General features: G+C 61.3%; 13 protein-coding genes. 7 read left to right on the forward strand and 6 right to left on the reverse strand.

The features are described 5' to 3' along the window. Positions 1-248 precede the first annotated feature (248 nt). Positions 249-1,229 (forward strand): D-2-hydroxyacid dehydrogenase, encoded by a 981-nt coding sequence (locus H5P28_RS18035; RefSeq protein WP_185677090.1) that lies wholly within the window; start codon positions 249-251, stop codon positions 1,227-1,229. 189 nt (positions 1,230-1,418) lie between these two features. After that, positions 1,419-2,705 (forward strand): cytochrome c biogenesis CcdA family protein, encoded by a 1,287-nt coding sequence (locus H5P28_RS18040; RefSeq protein ID WP_185677091.1) that lies wholly within the window; start codon positions 1,419-1,421, stop codon positions 2,703-2,705. 152 nt (positions 2,706-2,857) lie between these two features. Here H5P28_RS18040 and H5P28_RS18045 read toward each other — a convergent pair whose 3' ends face one another. Continuing rightward, positions 2,858-3,568, reverse strand: coding sequence for an SDR family oxidoreductase (locus H5P28_RS18045; RefSeq protein WP_185677092.1), 711 nt, complete (start codon positions 3,566-3,568; stop codon positions 2,858-2,860). Positions 3,569-3,726: 158 nt separating this feature from the next. Between H5P28_RS18045 and aspS the strand changes: the two genes are divergently transcribed. The 5 genes from aspS to H5P28_RS18070 all read left to right on the forward strand — a co-directional run bounded on the left by aspS (position 3,727) and on the right by H5P28_RS18070 (position 9,497). Next, positions 3,727-5,526 carry an aspartate--tRNA ligase gene (gene aspS, locus H5P28_RS18050; protein ID WP_185677093.1) on the forward strand — a complete coding sequence of 600 codons (1,800 nt, stop codon included), beginning with the start codon at positions 3,727-3,729 and terminating at the stop codon, positions 5,524-5,526. A gap of 565 nt (positions 5,527-6,091) precedes the next feature. Further along, complete coding sequence (locus tag H5P28_RS18055; protein ID WP_343075487.1) at positions 6,092-7,342, forward strand: ammonium transporter; 1,251 nt, start codon at positions 6,092-6,094, stop codon at positions 7,340-7,342. 64 nt (positions 7,343-7,406) lie between these two features. Further along, on the forward strand, positions 7,407-7,745 hold the full coding sequence (locus H5P28_RS18060; protein ID WP_185677094.1) for a P-II family nitrogen regulator: 339 nt from the start codon (positions 7,407-7,409) through the stop codon (positions 7,743-7,745). A gap of 313 nt (positions 7,746-8,058) precedes the next feature. Continuing rightward, a complete protein-coding gene (locus tag H5P28_RS18065; RefSeq protein WP_185677095.1) occupies positions 8,059-8,523 on the forward strand; it encodes a flavodoxin domain-containing protein in 465 nt (154 codons plus the stop codon). Positions 8,524-8,540: 17 nt separating this feature from the next. After that, positions 8,541-9,497, forward strand: a complete 957-nt coding sequence (locus H5P28_RS18070; RefSeq protein ID WP_185677096.1) for a ChuX/HutX family heme-like substrate-binding protein — start codon at positions 8,541-8,543, stop codon at positions 9,495-9,497. A gap of 518 nt (positions 9,498-10,015) precedes the next feature. Here H5P28_RS18070 and H5P28_RS18075 read toward each other — a convergent pair. The 5 genes from H5P28_RS18075 to dnaB all read right to left on the reverse strand — a co-directional run bounded on the left by H5P28_RS18075 (position 10,016) and on the right by dnaB (position 16,564). After that, a complete protein-coding gene (locus tag H5P28_RS18075) occupies positions 10,016-10,966 on the reverse strand; it encodes a ribose-phosphate diphosphokinase (protein ID WP_185677097.1) in 951 nt (316 codons plus the stop codon). Positions 10,967-10,982: 16 nt separating this feature from the next. Continuing rightward, a complete protein-coding gene (lpxD, locus tag H5P28_RS18080) occupies positions 10,983-12,017 on the reverse strand; it encodes a UDP-3-O-(3-hydroxymyristoyl)glucosamine N-acyltransferase (RefSeq protein ID WP_185677098.1) in 1,035 nt (344 codons plus the stop codon). 90 nt (positions 12,018-12,107) lie between these two features. Then, entirely contained in the window at positions 12,108-12,692 is a 585-nt protein-coding gene (locus H5P28_RS18085; protein WP_185677099.1) for an OmpH/Skp family outer membrane protein, read from the reverse strand. Positions 12,693-12,804: 112 nt separating this feature from the next. Then, a complete protein-coding gene (bamA, locus tag H5P28_RS18090) occupies positions 12,805-15,171 on the reverse strand; it encodes an outer membrane protein assembly factor BamA (RefSeq protein WP_185677100.1) in 2,367 nt (788 codons plus the stop codon). Beyond that, positions 15,143-16,564: a replicative DNA helicase gene (gene dnaB, locus H5P28_RS18095; RefSeq protein WP_185677101.1), complete on the reverse strand. Its 1,422-nt coding sequence runs from the start codon at positions 16,562-16,564 to the stop codon at positions 15,143-15,145. The genes bamA and dnaB overlap by 29 nt, the downstream gene beginning before the upstream one ends. Positions 16,565-16,583: the final 19 nt, after the last annotated feature.

Consider the following 16,583-nt stretch of genomic DNA (forward strand, 5'->3'; position numbering starts at 1 on the left):
GCGACGCAATATTGCCATAGAGCGGTTAAAAAAACACTGTAGCCACCATAGTTAAATGGCTAAATGACCAATTTTTAATTGTTGGATACGGAACGGAGAAAACAACAATTAGCCATTTTAACCATTTATCCATTCGGCCTCTTTGTGGAGGCTACGAATTTATTTAACCGCCCTAATGCGTTTTGACACCCCGTGCCGTTTCCCCAAATTAAGCCAAAGCCAGCTAACACACTCCATACCTGCCACCCATGAGTACGCCAAATATTGTTATTCTCGATGCTCAGACGTTTCACTTTCCGGACAAAACGCCGTGGGCTCCCATTGAAAAACTCGGTCACGTCACGATCCACGACCGCACGGAAAGCGCCCCGGCCGTCATCACCGAGCGCTGCCGCGACGCCCAGATAGTACTGACCAATAAAGTTCCCTTCGACCGGGAAACCCTGGCCGGTTTGCCCGGACTCAAGCTCATCTCAATGCTGGCTACCGGCTACAACGTCATCGACATCGAGGCTGCGACCGAGCACGGAATCACCGTCTGCAACGCACCCAGCTACGGCACCAGTTGCGTCGCCCAGCATACCGTCGCGCTGATGCTCGAGCTATGCAACCGCGTGGGCGAGCACGCTGAGAGCGTCCGCCGGGGAGACTGGGTGCGTAGCCCGGATATCGTCTATTGGCTCCAGGCCCCGCGCGAGTTGGCGGGCCTGACCATCGGCCTGATCGGGCTGGGGGAAATCGGGCGCGGCGTGGCCGAGCGACTACGCCCTTTCGGCTGCGAATTCATCGCCTACACGCCGAGTCGCCGCAACGGCCCGGACTGGCCGGAGTTTTCATGGGCCAGCTCGGTGGAGGAAGTCTTCGAGCGGGCCGACATCGTCTCTTTGCACTGCCCGCAGACGGCAGACAACGCCGGGTTCGTCAACGCCACCAGACTCAGCCGGATGAAGCGCGGCAGCTTCATCGTCAACACCGCCCGGGGAACGCTCATCAACGAGCACGATCTGGCCGCCGCCCTCCGCAACGGGCCACTGGCCGGAGCCGCCCTCGATGTCGTCGCGCACGAGCCGATGCTCCCCGACAACCCGCTACGCACACTCGACAACGCCTTCATCACCCCGCACCTGGCCTGGGCCAGCGAACCCAGCCGCCTGCGCCTGATTGAAATCAACGCCGCGAACATCGCTGCCTTCCTCTCGGGCAAGCCGCAGAACGTCGTCAACGGCTGAAACAACAAACGCCCAGGTCCGCTTTTCCAGAGAGCCGCGCATCCGTTCCCCAATTGACTCCATTCCAAGGGCTTTTTCTGTATCCGAAAACAACTACAATTCCTCCGAGTACCCGAAACGGGCCGCCTGGCTGGGCACTGAGCATTTCTCCTTCTTCCCGGTAGCCTCGCCCGCCAAGAGCTTCCGGGCATGATAATTCTGACTGGCCCCGACGACACCGATGTACAGGATACGGAATTTCTGATGACCACCGTCCCAAACTTTCTCCGCAGGGCGCTCGTACTGCTGGCCACGCTGGCGATCCCGCTCACAACCGGAGCCGAACCCGTCGCCAGCGACTCTGCCTCATCGGCGCAAGCGCCCATTTCGGTCGTTGACGCACCCGCGACAGACGCAGTCCGCGTCATCTATTTCTATCAGGTCGGCTGCGGCGAATGCGCCCAGGCCCAGTCGTGGTTGGAGGAACTGCACGCGGCCATGCCGGAGCTGGTGATTGAAAAACACGACATCCACTCGCCCGAGGCCATGCGGCTCAACGAAGCCCTTGCCGCCCGCTTCGACCTGCCGGAAAGCCAGCGCCTGCTGGCCCCGGCGGTATTCACGCGAGCCGGGGCGCTGGTGCGCGGAGATATCACTTTTGGCTCGCTGGCGGACCTGCTCGACAATGCCCTGGCCGCGCCACCGGCAGATTGGGCCCCCTCCCCCGGCACGGCGGACCTGGACCAGTCGGCGGAAAGCATCCGCCAACGCTTCGAAGGCATGACCGTCTGGATCGTGTTCGTGGCCGGACTGCTCGACGGCGTCAACCCCTGCGCCTTTGCCACGATCCTGTTTTTCCTCTCCTACCTGCACGTCACCCGCCGCAGTCCGGCCCAGATGCTCCAGGTCGGGGCGGCTTTCGCGCTGGCGATTTTCCTGACCTACCTCGCGCTGGGGGTAGGCTTCGCGCAGGCCATCAGCCGGGCCGGGGCCATCCGGCTCGTGGCCGAGATTTTCAACTGGGTGCTGGCCGTGGCCGCCCTCGTGCTCGCGGTGTTGAGTATCCGCGACGGTGTGCTGTGCCTGCGGGGACGGCTCAACGAAACCGCCCTCAAGCTCCCGATGTTCCTGCGCAAGCGGATCAACGCCGCCATCCGTCACGGGGCCAGGCACCGGCGCGTCGTGCTGGCCGCCTTTGGCGCGGGGGTGATCGTCTCCGTCCTCGAACTGGCCTGTACCGGCCAGGTTTACGCCCCGGTCATTCTTTATGTGCTCCACACCGGAGCGGAGAAATCCGCCGCCTTCGGCTACCTCGTGCTCTACAACCTGGCCTTTACCGTGCCCCTGCTCGTGGTTATCGTGCTGGCCTTCTTCGGCCTGAGCAATGAGCGCCTGACCGGCTTTTTCCAACGTAACGCGGCACTGGTCAAATTCGCCACCGGCGGGCTTTTCCTCCTTATCCTCGCCCTGCTGCTGAGCACGATGATCGTGCTGTAGCTCCGGCTGGAGCCGCGCAGAGTGGAACCAAGTTCCCCCTACGCGTCCATTAATGCTTCTCGAACCCGGTGTTTAAGCTGGCAAAGGAGTCTCAATGTTCTCTGTGCCCTCTGTGGTTAAAACAAAAACCATTTCCCATCGCAAAAACGCTCCTACTCCGCGCCCTCGACCGGGACACTCAGGGATGCGCCGTTGTCGGCGGGAGTCAGCCCGAGGATGAACGGGGCCGCGATCTCGGCCCAGGCGGCCGGATCAATCTCCTCCCCCGAGCGTTCCTCGCCCCAGTGATCGCGGAGCATGTCCGTATCGACCACGCCCGGCGAGAGCGGAATGCAGGCCAGCCCCGCCGGGAGGTCTTCGGCCACGGCCTTGCTCAGGCCCTCGACCGCGTACTTCGAGGCGACGTAGGCCGAGAAATTCTCAACGGCGAAACGCCCCACCCCCGAGCTGAGATTGACCGCGATCCCGCTCCCGCGCTCGATCATGGCCGGGAGGAAGGCTCGCAGGACATTGGCCGTGCCCTTGATGTTCGTGTCGATCACGCGGTTAAAATCCTCTCCCGGCAGTTCCCAGAAGGGGACTCCCGAGTGGGCTACCGCCGCGTTGTTAATCAGGAAGTCCGGCGGCCCGAAGCGGTCCAGCACGTCGAGCGCCCAAGCCTGCACGGCTCCGGCGTCGAGCACATCCACCACCGAGAGGTACGGGTCGGGGTCGAGCTCGTGGCGCACCACCTCCACCGCCTCGAAGCGCCGCCCGCACCCGATCACGGTGTGCCCGAGGGCGGTAAACTTTTCTGTCAGGGCGCGACCGAGGCCGCGCGTCACACCGGTGATGAGAATCTTACGGGGATCAGCTTCGCTCATGCCGCCAACATGAACAGGTTTTTACCAAATAGCGAACCGGACCCCGGTTTTCCCCGCCCATCGGGCCGATCCCGCCCCCACGTCAGCGCAGGGCGGAGTCTTTAGATAAAACCTTGCGTTGGGCGGCGGGTTTTGCGTGAGTGTGTGGCTTTTCTGCCATGAAACGCACGCATACTTGCAGCCAGCTTTCCAAGTCCGATGTGGACTCGGCCGTGACCCTGATCGGCTGGGTCGAATCCGTCCGCGACCACGGCGGGGTTCTTTTTGTGGACCTGCGCGACCGTGAAGGGATGACCCAGGTGGTCTTCGATCCGGACCGCCCGGACATCCACGGCCAGGCCGGACATCTCAAGGACGAGTCCGTCATCCAGATCACCGGCAAGGTCCGCGCCCGTACGCCCGAGACCGTCAACGCCAAGATGGCCACCGGCGAGATCGAGGTCTATGCCGACTCGTTGATCGTCCACAATGCCTGCGAGACGCTGCCCTTCCCGCTGGAAGAGGAAAAGGCCGACAAGGTCAACGAAGACCTGCGCCTGACCTACCGCTACCTGGACCTGCGCCGCAAGAAGATGCTCAACCTGCTCAAGCTGCGCAGCAAGGCCTCCAAGAGCGTCCGCGACTACCTGAACGCCAATGGCTTCCTCGACATTGAGGTGCCCGTCCTCTTTAAAAGCACGCCCGAGGGCGCGCGCGAATTCCTTGTCCCCAGCCGCCTCAACCCCGGCGAATTCTATGCCCTGAGCCAATCCCCCCAGCAGTACAAACAGATGCTCATGGTGGCCGGGGTGGAGCGCTACTACAGCATCGCCCGCTGCTTCCGCGACGAGGACTTGCGCGCCGACCGCCAGCCGGAGTTCACCCAGATCGACCTGGAAATGTCCTTCATCGAGCGCGAGGACATGTACGCGCTGATCGAGGGCATGCTCAAGAAGGTCTGGAAGGACGTGCTCGACGTGGACATCCCCACGCCCTTCCCCCGCCTGCCCTACCCCGACGCCATGAACCGCTACGGCTCGGACAAGCCGGACACGCGCTTCGGGCTGGAGATTCAGGACTTTACGGAAGACTTCGCCAACTCCTCGTTCAAGGTCTTCAAGGGCGCCATCGACAACGGCGGCTGCCTCAAGGCGTTCAACGCCAAGGGCCTGGGCGACATCACCCAGGGCGAGGTCAAGTCCCTCGAAGATATCGCCAAGACCCTCGGGGCCAAGGGCCTGGCCTACATCGTCGTGCGCGGTGACGACCCCGCGAACTGGCGCTCCCCGATTCTCAAGTTCATCTCCGAGGCCGAACTTAAGGCCCTGCGCGAGCGCCTCAACATCGAGGACGGCGACCTGATTTTCTTCGCCGCCACCGGCTGGGAACAGGCCTGCGCCATTCTCGGACGCATTCGCCTGGAGTCCGCCCAGTTGCTCGTCAAGCGCGGCAAGATGGAGATTTCCTCCGACCAGTACAACTTCCTCTGGGTGGTGGACTTCCCGCTCATGCTTTTTGATGAAGAGGCCGGCCGCTACGTGGCTTCGCACCACCCCTTCACCGCTCCCGTCCCCGAGGACGTGGAAAAGCTCACCACCGACCCGAAGAACATCCGTTCGCAGGCCTACGACGTGGTCCTCAACGGCTCGGAACTCGGCGGCGGCTCGATCCGTATCCACCAGCCCGAGCTTCAGAACAAGGTGCTGCGCGACGTGCTCGGCATGAGCGAGGAAATCGTCGAAAGCCGCTTCGGCTACATGCTCAAGGCCTTCAACTTCGGTGCCCCGCCCCACGGCGGGATCGCGCTGGGCCTGGACCGCATGTGCGCCATCCTCGGCAAGGCCAAGAGCATCCGCGATGTTATCGCCTTTCCCAAGACCCAGAAGGGGCAGGATCTGATGGCTTCCGTGCCCGGACCCGTTCAGCCCAAGCAGCTCCGTGACCTCCATGTGGCCACGGTCGAGCTGCCCAAGGAATGACCCCGCCGCCCCTGAGGCGAGCGCCTTAAAGGCACTCAGAGTCCAACGTTCATATTTTTAGCATCTTCATCGCCCCGCCCGGCCCAGCGCCGGACGGGGCTTTTTTTTGCTCATTTCTCAGTCCTCACGCGATTGCGCGCGGGCGGGCCGCGCCTGCTCATCCGCTTTTTCCAACCAGCTGAGGCAAGTTTTAACGGAATTTTATCCAAACCGGCACGGATCGGTTCACCACATGCTTAGCCATTAGTCGCCAGCAAGTTAAGAGATAAAAGCGAGCAGTCATCTCAGAATAAGCAACGCTCTCGCTGGCTTTTTTTAGCGGATCGCGATTCTACGGAAAGGGTTGGCACGCCCACTGCTTTAATGCCCCTGCCTAAACTTAAACCGAAACAGCATACGCTCTGATTTCTAACTAACCCTGAACAATATCATGATAACAAAACTCAGATTCTGGAAGTTTCTGCTGCTCATGTCTGGCCTGGCCTTTTTCGCCGGGACACACGTCATGGCGCAGGATGTCGATAAACTGACCGAGGGTGCCGTCGCTGAAACCTATGAAGGTTTCATGGCTACTCCGGCAGCCGACTTCTTCACGATCAGCAACCTGTGGATTCTCATCGCAGCGGGGCTGGTCTTCATCATGCACCTGGGCTTCTCCACGGTCGAGACCGGCCTGACCCAGAGCAAGAACACGGTCAACATCCTGTTTAAAAACGTGTTTATCGTTTGTATGGGTGTGCTCGTGTACGCGCTGTGGGGCTTTAACGCGATGTACCCGGGGGACTTCAACGGCTTCTTCGCCGCTGGCAGCCCGATCGCCAACGCCTTTGCCGACGCTGATGTCTTCGCCAACATGACCTCCGAGTACGCCGACTACACCTACTGGGCGGACTTCATCTTCCAGGCCATGTTCGCCGCCACCGCCGCGACCATCGTCTCCGGTGCTGTGGCCGAGCGCGTCAAGCTCTCCAGCTTCATGATTTACGCCACGATCCTGGTCTGCTTCATCTACCCGATCACCGGCTCCTGGGAATGGGGCGGCGGCTGGCTGAACAACTTCGGCGGCGGTGAAAAGGAATTCATCGACTTCGCCGGTTCCTCGCTGGTGCACGCCTTCGGTGGTTACGCCGCCCTGGCCGCGGTTCTCCTGCTGGGCGCCCGCAAGGGCAAATACGTCGGCGGCAAGATCAAGCCGATCCTCGGCCACTCCATGCCGCTGGCCACCATCGGGGTCTTTATGCTGTTCTTCGGCTGGTTCGGGTTCAACGGCGGCTCGGTCCTGAGCGCCGACCCGCAGGCGGTTTCGCTCGTCTTCGTGACGACCACGCTGGCCGGTTGCGCCGGTGGCCTCGGTGGCATGTTCACCTCCTGGGCCCTGCTCAAGAAGCCTGACCTCTCCATGGGCCTCAACGGCATCCTCGCCGGTCTGGTCGGGATCACTGCCGGAGCCGACACCATCGCTCCCTGGTCCGCCGTCCTTGTCGGTCTGATCGCCGGTATCATCGTGGTCTTCTCGGTCCTCTTCTTCGACAAGCTGAAGATTGACGACCCGGTCGGCGCCATCTCGGTGCACGGCATCTGCGGTAACTTCGGCACCATCGCCGTCGGTATCTGGGGCGGAGGTTTCTTCCTCTCCCAGCTCATCGGTACGGTCGCGGTCTCCGCGTTCGCCTTCATCTGCTCCTTCATCATCTTCGGCATCGTCAAGGCCATCATGGGTGTCCGCGTGAGCGAAGAAGAAGAGTTCGGTGGACTCGACGTGGGCGAGCACGGCCAGGAAGCCTATCCGGACTTCGCTGGGGCCACCAAGGGCTAATCGGGTGGAATTTACCTTGATTCCACGTAACCTATCTGAATATTAACAGAAAAGGAAAATTGCCATGAAGCTCATTAAAGCGATTATCAAGCCCTTCAAGCTGGAGGAAGTTAAGGAAGCTCTCTCCGAAATCGGCATCGAAGGCATGACCGTGACCGAAGTCAAAGGTTTCGGCCGCCAGAAAGGCCATACGGAAATCTACCGTGGCAGCGAATATACCGTCGACTTTCTCCCGAAGGTCATGGTGGACATCGCTGTGTCGGACGACGTGGTCGCCAAGACCGTCGAGGCTGTCTCCAAGGCCGCCAAGACCGGCAAGATCGGCGACGGCAAGATCTTCGTCCTCCCGCTGGACGAAGTGATCCGCATCCGTACCGACGAAAAGGGCGACGGCGCCATCTAAGGCTCCCAACTCACCAATTCCTTTCGACACAGGCCGGGGTCCGATGACGGACCCCGGTTTTTTTTGTGCCCGGTGACCACTTCTTGATCTCAGAGATAAGCTACCCCCACGCGCCAATTGAGCTTGAGTCTCATTTTCGCATTGACCTTATCCGCCCAACGTTTATTTTCTCTCCCGTCATAACAACCATCCCATCAGAAATCGACCGTGCCAGCAAAGAGCCTTCGCCGGTGTCACAGCCCGGTTTCCAAGGACGCTCCCGCCGCTCTCAACGCCTCCCATCCATTCTCTATCCGCCTCAACGCACAACACCATGCAGTCACAAGATTCCACCCTGCACATTATCTTCGGCACCATGACCGGCAACTCCGAGGACCTGGCCAACCGCCTCGCCGGACGCTGCAAGAACGAGGGTATCGCGCACACCATCTGCTCGGCCGAAGAATGGCCGTTGGAGCGCTTCTCCGAAGTCAGGCGCGTCATCCTCATCTTTTCGACCTGGGGCGACGGCGAGCCACCGGACGACGCGATTGACTTCTGCGAAAGCCTTTACGACCAGAAAGCCGAGGTCGCCCACCTCGACTACATGGTGATCGGCCTGGGTGACACCTCCTACGACGACTTCTGCGGCTGCGCCCGTCGTCTCGACGAGGCCCTGGAGGCCGGAGGGGCCAAGCGCATGAGCCAGCGGCTCGACCTGGACATCGACTTCGACAAAGACTTCGACGCCTGGACCGAGAGCTTCATCGCGGGCGAACTCGCCCTCCAGCGCCTCTGATTCCGTCCCGGCCCGCCATGCACGACCCCGAGCACAACGCCTCCCGCCTCCCGCCATCCACTCCGCCCCGCAAAGAGCACCAATGCTCCTGCGGGTGCCAACCCGAGGCCGTTTACGTGGCTGAGCTCCAGCGCGATTACGCCGGTATCCTGCCCGAGCTGTGCAGTCTGGGCGAAATGATCTGTTTCGCCCGCAACCGCCACTGCATCCTCGGCGGCCTGATCGCCCTGCCCGACCTGCGCGGCGACGGGCCCACCTTCACCGGCACCACGCCCCGCTCGGACTTTCACCTCGACACCACCCAGTGGAGTCACGCCTACACGGTGCACGAGCGCCACAAAAGCTGCGGCACCTTTATCGGGCTCGAATTCTACGACGCCAACCACCGCGCCCTCTTTCGGACCTGCGTCTCGCCCGGCTCCGAGCAGCGCGACCTGCAAGGCCTGGTCCACAACTTCCACCGCCGCGGCGTCCCACTGGAAGAAATGGCTGCCTGGCACCGCATGGGTCGCCTGACCCCGGCTCACACGGCCCTCCACGCGGGTGTCACCGATCGCTTCGCCCGCGCCGACTTACCGAGCACTCCTTTTGACGCGACGCGCGTGCCCATTAAAAACGAGGCGGGCTTCGACGGCAGCCTTCCACTGGCCAACGCCATCCTGGCCGACGCCCAGGAGGAGGCGCAGGAACTCGGCGTGACCGTCTCCGGCGGTTTTGGCCGCATGAGTCTGGCCTTCACCCCCTATATGCTGGAAAACATCTCGGAGAGCTGGCTCTACGCGGGCGAACCGGGCTACGCCCTCCGGCTCGATCTCAGCGCGGTGAACACCTACTGGATCGGCAGCTACGAGGCCGACGGCCACCACTTCAGCTACCTGGAAGCGGTCGATGCCTTCGGCGGGCTGATTACCCGCATCTGCTCCGCCAATCCCGACAGCCACCGCTACTGGCGCTCGCTCGCGGCCAGTATGTGAGGGGAGAAATGGCTAAATGGTCAAATGGCTGATTGTTAATTGGCTGGTGATCGGAAGGGCAGGCGCATGGCCATGCTGGCGTAGGCCCGCGCAAAAAGTAACCCCTCATCGGCCAAGCTATCGATATTCGGCGTGGGCACGTTCTCGCCCCGTAGCACCCGAATGAACGGTACATGCAGTCGTCGGCCAGAATAAAAACGATGTTCGGCTTTTGCACGAACGGGCTCGCCTTCGGCTGCAACGCCGAATGTCCGCCGCCAGCATCGCTCCCCCTGCGCCCATCCACACAACTATCGCCGCCAGCGCAGCGGCAAAAAAATGCTCCGGCATGGCCGGAGGGACGGACAGCGCAAGGGTACAGTTCGCATGAGCGAAAGCGGTAGGGATTCTGAACGCTGAAAAAAGGGGGAAAACGTGACTCACGTCCCCCACCCGAAAATCTGCGCGCACAAAAATTCACACGGACCAGAGCCCGTCTCTCCAACACCCCACTCCGGAGACGTCGGTCGAGCAAAGCCCTAGAAGCCCTTGATGTCAAAAAGGCCGGTCACGCTCTCATTGCTGTGGATGTGCATGATGGCCTTGCCGAGGATTTCGTTCACGTTGAGCACGGTGATGGGCAGGCCGCGCGTCTCCACCGGGGTGGTGTTGGTCGTGATCAGCTCGTCGATCGGGCCGTTGCGCAGGCGGTCGTAGCCGATCTCGTTGAGCACACCGTGGCTGACGGCGGCGCGCACGGAGCGGGCACCATTGACCTTGAGCAGGTTGGCGGCGGCAGTGAGCGTACCGGCGGTCTCGGTCATATCGTCCACCAGGAGGATATCCTTGTCCGCCACGTCGCCCACGAGGTTGAAGGCCTCGACCTCGGTCGCGCTGGTGCGCTTCTTGGCCACAAAGCCGAGGGGACACTTGAGGATATCGGCGTAGGCGGCGGCCATTTTCATCCCGCCCACATCCGGCGAGTAAACGACGAGATCAGTCTGGAGCTTGAGCCGGGTCAGGTAATCCGAGAAGACCGGCGAGGCGTACAGATGATCGACCGGGATGTCGAAAAAGCCCTGAATCTGCTGAGCGTGCAGGTCCATGGTCAGGACCCGGTTCGCCCCGGAGGCAACCAGCAGGTTGGCCACGAGCTTGGCCGTGATCGGCACGCGAGGCTGGTCCTTACGGTCCTGGCGGGCGTAGCCGTAAAAGGGCAAGACGGCCGTGATGCGGCTGGCCGAGGCGCGACGCGCCGCATCGATCATGATGAGCAGCTCCATGATATGGTCGTTCGCCGGCGGGCAAGTCGGCTGGATGATAAACACATCCTGGCCGCGTACATTCTCGTCGATGCGAACGAAGGTCTCGCCGTCTGGAAAGCGCTTAACCGTCGCACGCCCCAGCGGAATGTTCATGAACTGGCAAATCTGCTCTGCCAGCTCGGGGTTCGCGTTACCGGTGAAGACTTTTAGTCCCTGCTCTCTCATAGAATCCCTTGAAATTTTATCCTGCCGTCTTCTCTTCGAGGCTGGCAACCCTTTTAAACAATTCGGGCAGCCGTTTGCTCAAAATATCTATCCGGTGCTGGAGTGCCGCTGTGTTCGCAGGCGAGCCCCGGTAGTAGCCGCCGGGCTTGGTGTCGTTGTGCAGCCCGGCCTGAGCGCCGATGACGCTGCCCTTGGCCAGCTTGAGATGGCCGGTGATCCCGGCCTGCCCCGCCACGATGACGAAGTCCTCCAGCGTCGTGCTGCCGGAGATCCCGGCCTGGGCCACAATGAGGCAGCCCTTGCCGATGACGACGTTGTGGGCGATCTGCACGAGGTTGTCGAGCTTGCTGCCTTCGCCGATCCGCGTACTGCTGAAGCGTGCCCGGTCGATGGCGGCATTCGCGCCGATCTCGACGTCGTTCTCGATCACCACATTGCCGATCTGGGGGACTTTTTCGTGAACCCCGTCGTTGGTCTCGAAGCCGAACCCGTCCGAGCCGATGACCACGCCCGGGTGCAGGCGCACGCGGTCCCCGACCTGGCAGTAATCACCAACCGAGACATGGGCCGAAATCCGGCAATGTGCGCCCACGGAGGCCTCGCGGCCAATCGTAACCAGCGACTCCAGATTGCTGCCGGGGCCGACTTTCGCCCCCGCGCCGATGACGCAGTACGGGCCGACCCACGCGCCCGGATCGACTTCGGCCGTCTCGTCTATGACGGCGGTCGGGTGGACACCGGGGTTGGGCTTGGGCCAGAGCATGGCCTCTATCGCACCGCACAGGCGGGCTAGTCCAAGGGAGGGATTTTCCAGGCGGACAAAGGCCTGACCGGGAGCCGGCGCGCCCTCGTAGTCGTGAAAGAGCAGAATGACCGAGGCCTGGCAGGCTTTGACGTCGGGGGTGTACTTGCGATTCCCGAGAAACGCCAGGTCGCCGGGCTGGGCCTTGGAAAGCGAGGCAATGCCGGTGATCGGCTTGCCGGGCTGGCCCTCGACCACGCCGTCCTGCAGGATCGCGGTGATATCCTCCATCTGGAAGGCAATCTTCATACCGGCCATTGTCGCAATGAGTGAGGGGGCTGTAAAACCAGAAAACTCCCTTCGTCACGAAGGGAGTTTTCCGGAAAGCAAATCACTGATTTAGTTTTGCGAAGAAGGTGTGGCGGAGGCGGAGCCTTTGTCCGCGTTGAGCTTGGCCAGCACTTCCTGTGTGATGTCGAAGGACTCGTCAAAGTAAACCACGGCCATGCCCGCGCTGTTGAGCACGAGGTCGGCGCCCTTTTCCTTGGCGATCTTGATCACTTCTTCGCGAATCTCGCTGATGTGAAGCTGCACGATGGACTGGCGGCGCTGCTGGAGCGTCTGCTCGGTCTGCTGGCGGTAGCGGTTGACTTCGGCTTCCTTCTCGCGGATGGACTGGGCCTTCTGCTGGGCCTCGGCGGTGAACTTCTCGCGCGCCGTCTCGGTCAGGGCCGGGTTGTTCATCTTGGACTGAAGCTCCTGCATTTCATTGGCCAGGCCCATGCCTTCTTCGATCATGGCCTGGATTTCCTGCTGGGCGTTTTCGACCGAGCTTTGGAACTTCTGATCGGCTTCCTGGGCCTTCCAGTAGTTCTGGTAAAGTTCACCCATATTGACGGTGACGACCATCGGGGTCTTCTGTGCCTGGAGGGCACCAACGGCCATAAATGCGGCCACGAGAGTGAGTAAGAGTTTTTTCGTCATGATGTACGTGTGTGGTAGAGTTATAGAAACTTGGAGCGTGAAAGAATGAGAAAGTTCCAAAGTGCCGGGAAACCGTCACCGGTTCAACCCCGAATTTTCCCGCCGGGAAGCCCTAGAAAACCGTCCCGAAGGAGAAGTTGAACTGCATGCCCTTGTTGTTGAACTGGTCGCTCTTGCGCGGGAAACCGAAGTCGATGTTCAGCGGAGCGCCCATCAGCAGCAGGCGGATGCCGAAGCCGTAGTCGTCATTGTAGGCGTTCGGGTCCCAGTTGAGGTCGCCCGAGTTGACATAGCCCCAGTCATAGAACAGCGCGAAACGCAGCGGCTCAAGGATCTGGAAGGTGTACTCAATCGAGGCGTAGGCCATAGTCTGGCCGCCGACCGGGTCGCCGTAGCCGGGCTGGGTCGGGTCGCTCTGCTTCGGGCCGACATCGCGGTACTGGAAGCCGCGCAGGCTGTACGGACCGCCGAGGAAGAACTGGTCAAAGAACGGCACGACGTTATTGTCGTAAGGGATGACCGTACCCGTACGGCCGCGGAAGCTGATCACCTGATTGGCCCAGTCGAAGGTCTTGATCCAGACCGCGCCGCTGAAGACCTGGCGTACGTAGTCGGTCTGGCCGCCCAGCGGCCCCCCGGCGAACTCGGTCAAGCTCTCCAGCCGCGAACCGCGGTCGGGGAAGACGAGGTTGTTACGGGTGTCGCGCAGGAACTCGATCCCGACCTTGGACACGCTGCGGTTACCGGCTTCGTTCTGGACGACGAGCGGGGCCGTGGTGTCCACGTTCTTGATGTCAACTTCTTCGACCTGGTAGAAAATCTTACCCTCGACCAGTTCGAAGAGGCGCTTGCGCAGGTAGAACTGAGCGCCCATGCGCAACTCGTCGTAGTAGGTGGCGAGGTAGTTGCTCTCCGTGCGGTAGAGCTCGAAACCACCGGCCAGTTCGCGTTCCCAGAGCCAGGGCTCTTCAAAGGCGAGCAGGATCTGGTTGGACTGCGAACCGATGGACAGGCGCAGACGGAACTTCTGGCCGCCCCCCTGGAACCAGTTATTCGGGCTGAAGATGTCAAAATTGCTCTGCGAAAGTTCGACGAAGCCGACAATCGACTCGACCGAGCTGAAACCGGCCCCGAAGGTCAGGTTCCCGGTCTGGCCTTCCTTGACCGTGATGCGCAGGTTGCGGCGGCCGGGGATGTTGGTGGCCTCGGGAGAGAGGCGCACCTCGTCGAAGAAGCGGGTGTTCTCCAGGCGCGCCTGGCTGCTCTTCATGCGCACAAGGTCAAAGGTGTCGCCGGGGGCCAGGGCCAGTTCGCGCACGATGACTCGGCTGCGGGTTTTGGTGTTGCCCTGGAGGTTGATGCTTTCAACGCGGAAGCGCTCCCCTTCGGTCACGATGAACTTCAGGTCGATGGTGCCGCCCTCGATATTCGGGTAGCGCTCGACCCGGACAAAGGTGTCCAGATAGCCGACCTGGCCGTAGTAGTCCTTGAGGATCTCGACATTCTGGTCGATCCTGCTGGGGGAGAAGGGATCACCGGTGCGCAGGTTCATGACGCGCAGCAACTCGTCGGACGGGAAGAGCTTGTTGCCCTCGACATTGATGTCGCCGATGTAGTAGCGACGGCCTTCATGCACGTTGATGACGACGTTCAACTCCCCGCTGTCTGGGTACTCCAGCACGACTTCGGACTCGGGGATTTCCACGTCGAGGTAGCCGAGATCTTTATAATACGTGCGGAGCTTTTCCAGGTCGTCCTGAAAGATTTCTTCCTGCAGCCGGCCCGTGCCCATGATCCACGAGACTAGCCAAATGTACTCGGTGGTCTCCATCTGGCTACGCAGGTCGCTGGATTCGACGTGCTCGTTGCCGGTAAACTCGATGTTGTTGATCTCCAGCCGGTCTCCCTCGTCGATCTCGAAGACGACCACCCCGGTGCCGAGCTGCTCGTTGCGCTCGATCTCGTAGGAGACCTTGGCGTTGGTGTAGCCGCGCTTCTGGAGGTAGTGGTAAAGGGTGGTGGCGTCGCGCTTGACCTGCACCTCGTCCAGCGGCAGGCCGACCTGGGTCTCGATCTCGTCCTGCAGGTCGCTGTCGTCCTCGTTATTGTTGCCCTCGAAGAGGATCTGCGAGACGCGGTACTTCGGGACGACGATGAAGGCCACCCCGAGCCGTCCGTCGGGCAGCGCCTGGCGGCGCACCTCGATGAACTCGAAATTCCCGGTCTGGTAGAGCGCCCGAATGGACTGGTCCACCAGGTTCTGGCTAAAAGGCTCGCCGACGCGCAATCGCACGTGAGCCATGATATTTTCGACGCTGACGGTTTTAACGCCCTCGAAAATAACCTCGATCTCTCCCACTATTGCTTCCGACTCCTCGGCCTGCTGGGCGAAAGCCGGGCCGGGCGAGAAAACGGAAATTAATAGCGAGATAACGAGAAAGTAGCGGAGCCTAAGCAGAGTGTCTCTGTGAATTTTCAAAACGCGTCAGGTGCTTGATGAAATATAAAGGAACAGTTCCTATGGGGCCGTTTCGCTGTTTGGCAACGATTAAATCCCGCGCTACCGCTTCGGCGGCCATATCTTCCTCTTCGTTGTAGTCGCGGGGCTTGGATAAGAGCAGGACCACGTCGGCGTCCTGCTCAATAGAGCCGGACTCGCGCAGGTCCGAAATTCGGGGCTGGCGTTTTTCTTTTTCGGCCTCTCGGTTGAGCTGGGCCAGAACGATGACGGGCACGCGTAATTCCTTGGCCATGCCCTTCATGCCGCGGGAAATTTCCGCGATTTGCTGTTCGCGCGGTATCCGCGAATCGGTCCCGGCCACGAGCTGGATGTAGTCCACCGCGATGAGGCCGAGCTTACCCTTCATCTGGCTGGCCACACGGCGGGCCTTGGCGCGCAGTTCCAGGATGTTCAGGCCGGAGCTGTCGTCGATCATGAGCGGGGAGTTTTTCAACTCCTGCGCCGCCCGGACGATGTCCTGCTGCTTTTCCTTGGGCACGAAGCCGTCGCGCAGCTTGGTCATGTTGACCCGGGCACGCGAGCACAGCAGACGCATGGCCAACTGCTCAGAGGGCATTTCCAGCGAAAACATCAGCGCCCCGACGGGCTCCCGGCCCGGTCGGCCGCAGATGGCGGGCTCGATCATGTTGAGCGCGATGGAGGTCTTACCCATGGACGGGCGGGCGGCCACGACAATCATTTCGCCCTCGTGCCAGCCGGTGGTCATCTTGTCCAGATCGGCGAAACCGGTGGTGACACCGGTGATCTCGCCCTTGTTCTGGATCATGTTGTTGACCAACTGGACGGCGTCGTCGATGGACTTTTCCAGCGGCTGGGCCGAGTCCACGATCCGCGTCTCGCTGATGGAGAAAATGTTCTGCTCGGTCTTTTCCAGAAACGAGTCCACGTCCTGGGTTTCGTCGTAAGCGCCCTCGATGGCCTCGTTGGAGAGGCGGATGACCTCGCGCAACAGGTAGGTGTCGCGCACGCGCTGAATATAGTACGGCAGGTGCGCGTGGGTGTCGATACGGTTGGAAAGCTCGACCAGATAGGCGTCGCCTCCGGCGTCCTCGAAGTTACCGTCCTTGCGCAGGCGGTCGCTGAGCGTGATTTCGTCGATGGGGTCCTGCTTCTCGTAGAGGCCGAACATGGCCTTGTAGATAAGCTGGTGGCGGACGTTGTAAAAGCACTCCGGGCGCACGCGCTCCTGCACGCAGATGGCCATCGTCTCGGCTCCGCCCTCCAGGATGATCGCCCCGAGCAGCGCCTGCTCCATGTCGATGCTGTAGGGCACGCGACGGGAGGCGGCGGGCGATTCCTTGCGGCGGCGAGGTTCGTCGGAGGAGGACTTGAAAGCGGCGGCTTTGGGCATGGCAGACAGGAAAACGCGA

The organism is Ruficoccus amylovorans (assembly GCF_014230085.1).
Lineage (GTDB): Bacteria > Verrucomicrobiota > Verrucomicrobiia > Opitutales > Cerasicoccaceae > Ruficoccus > Ruficoccus amylovorans.

What these genes read in the sequence shown, in the direction of transcription:
- H5P28_RS18045 (WP_185677092.1), bottom strand. Translation starts at nt 3,568, where the DNA reads ATGAGCGAAGCTGATCCCCGTAAGATTCTCATCACCGGTGTGACGCGC.
- H5P28_RS18060 (WP_185677094.1), top strand. Translation starts at nt 7,407, where the DNA reads ATGAAGCTCATTAAAGCGATTATCAAGCCCTTCAAGCTGGAGGAAGTT.
- H5P28_RS18040 (WP_185677091.1), top strand. Translation starts at nt 1,419, where the DNA reads ATGATAATTCTGACTGGCCCCGACGACACCGATGTACAGGATACGGAA.
- dnaB (WP_185677101.1), bottom strand. Translation starts at nt 16,564, where the DNA reads ATGCCCAAAGCCGCCGCTTTCAAGTCCTCCTCCGACGAACCTCGCCGC.
- H5P28_RS18055 (WP_343075487.1), top strand. Translation starts at nt 6,092, where the DNA reads ATGGCTACTCCGGCAGCCGACTTCTTCACGATCAGCAACCTGTGGATT.
- aspS (WP_185677093.1), top strand. Translation starts at nt 3,727, where the DNA reads ATGAAACGCACGCATACTTGCAGCCAGCTTTCCAAGTCCGATGTGGAC.
- lpxD (WP_185677098.1), bottom strand. Translation starts at nt 12,017, where the DNA reads ATGAAGATTGCCTTCCAGATGGAGGATATCACCGCGATCCTGCAGGAC.
- H5P28_RS18070 (WP_185677096.1), top strand. Translation starts at nt 8,541, where the DNA reads ATGCACGACCCCGAGCACAACGCCTCCCGCCTCCCGCCATCCACTCCG.
- H5P28_RS18075 (WP_185677097.1), bottom strand. Translation starts at nt 10,966, where the DNA reads ATGAGAGAGCAGGGACTAAAAGTCTTCACCGGTAACGCGAACCCCGAG.
- H5P28_RS18065 (WP_185677095.1), top strand. Translation starts at nt 8,059, where the DNA reads ATGCAGTCACAAGATTCCACCCTGCACATTATCTTCGGCACCATGACC.
- H5P28_RS18035 (WP_185677090.1), top strand. Translation starts at nt 249, where the DNA reads ATGAGTACGCCAAATATTGTTATTCTCGATGCTCAGACGTTTCACTTT.
- H5P28_RS18085 (WP_185677099.1), bottom strand. Translation starts at nt 12,692, where the DNA reads ATGACGAAAAAACTCTTACTCACTCTCGTGGCCGCATTTATGGCCGTT.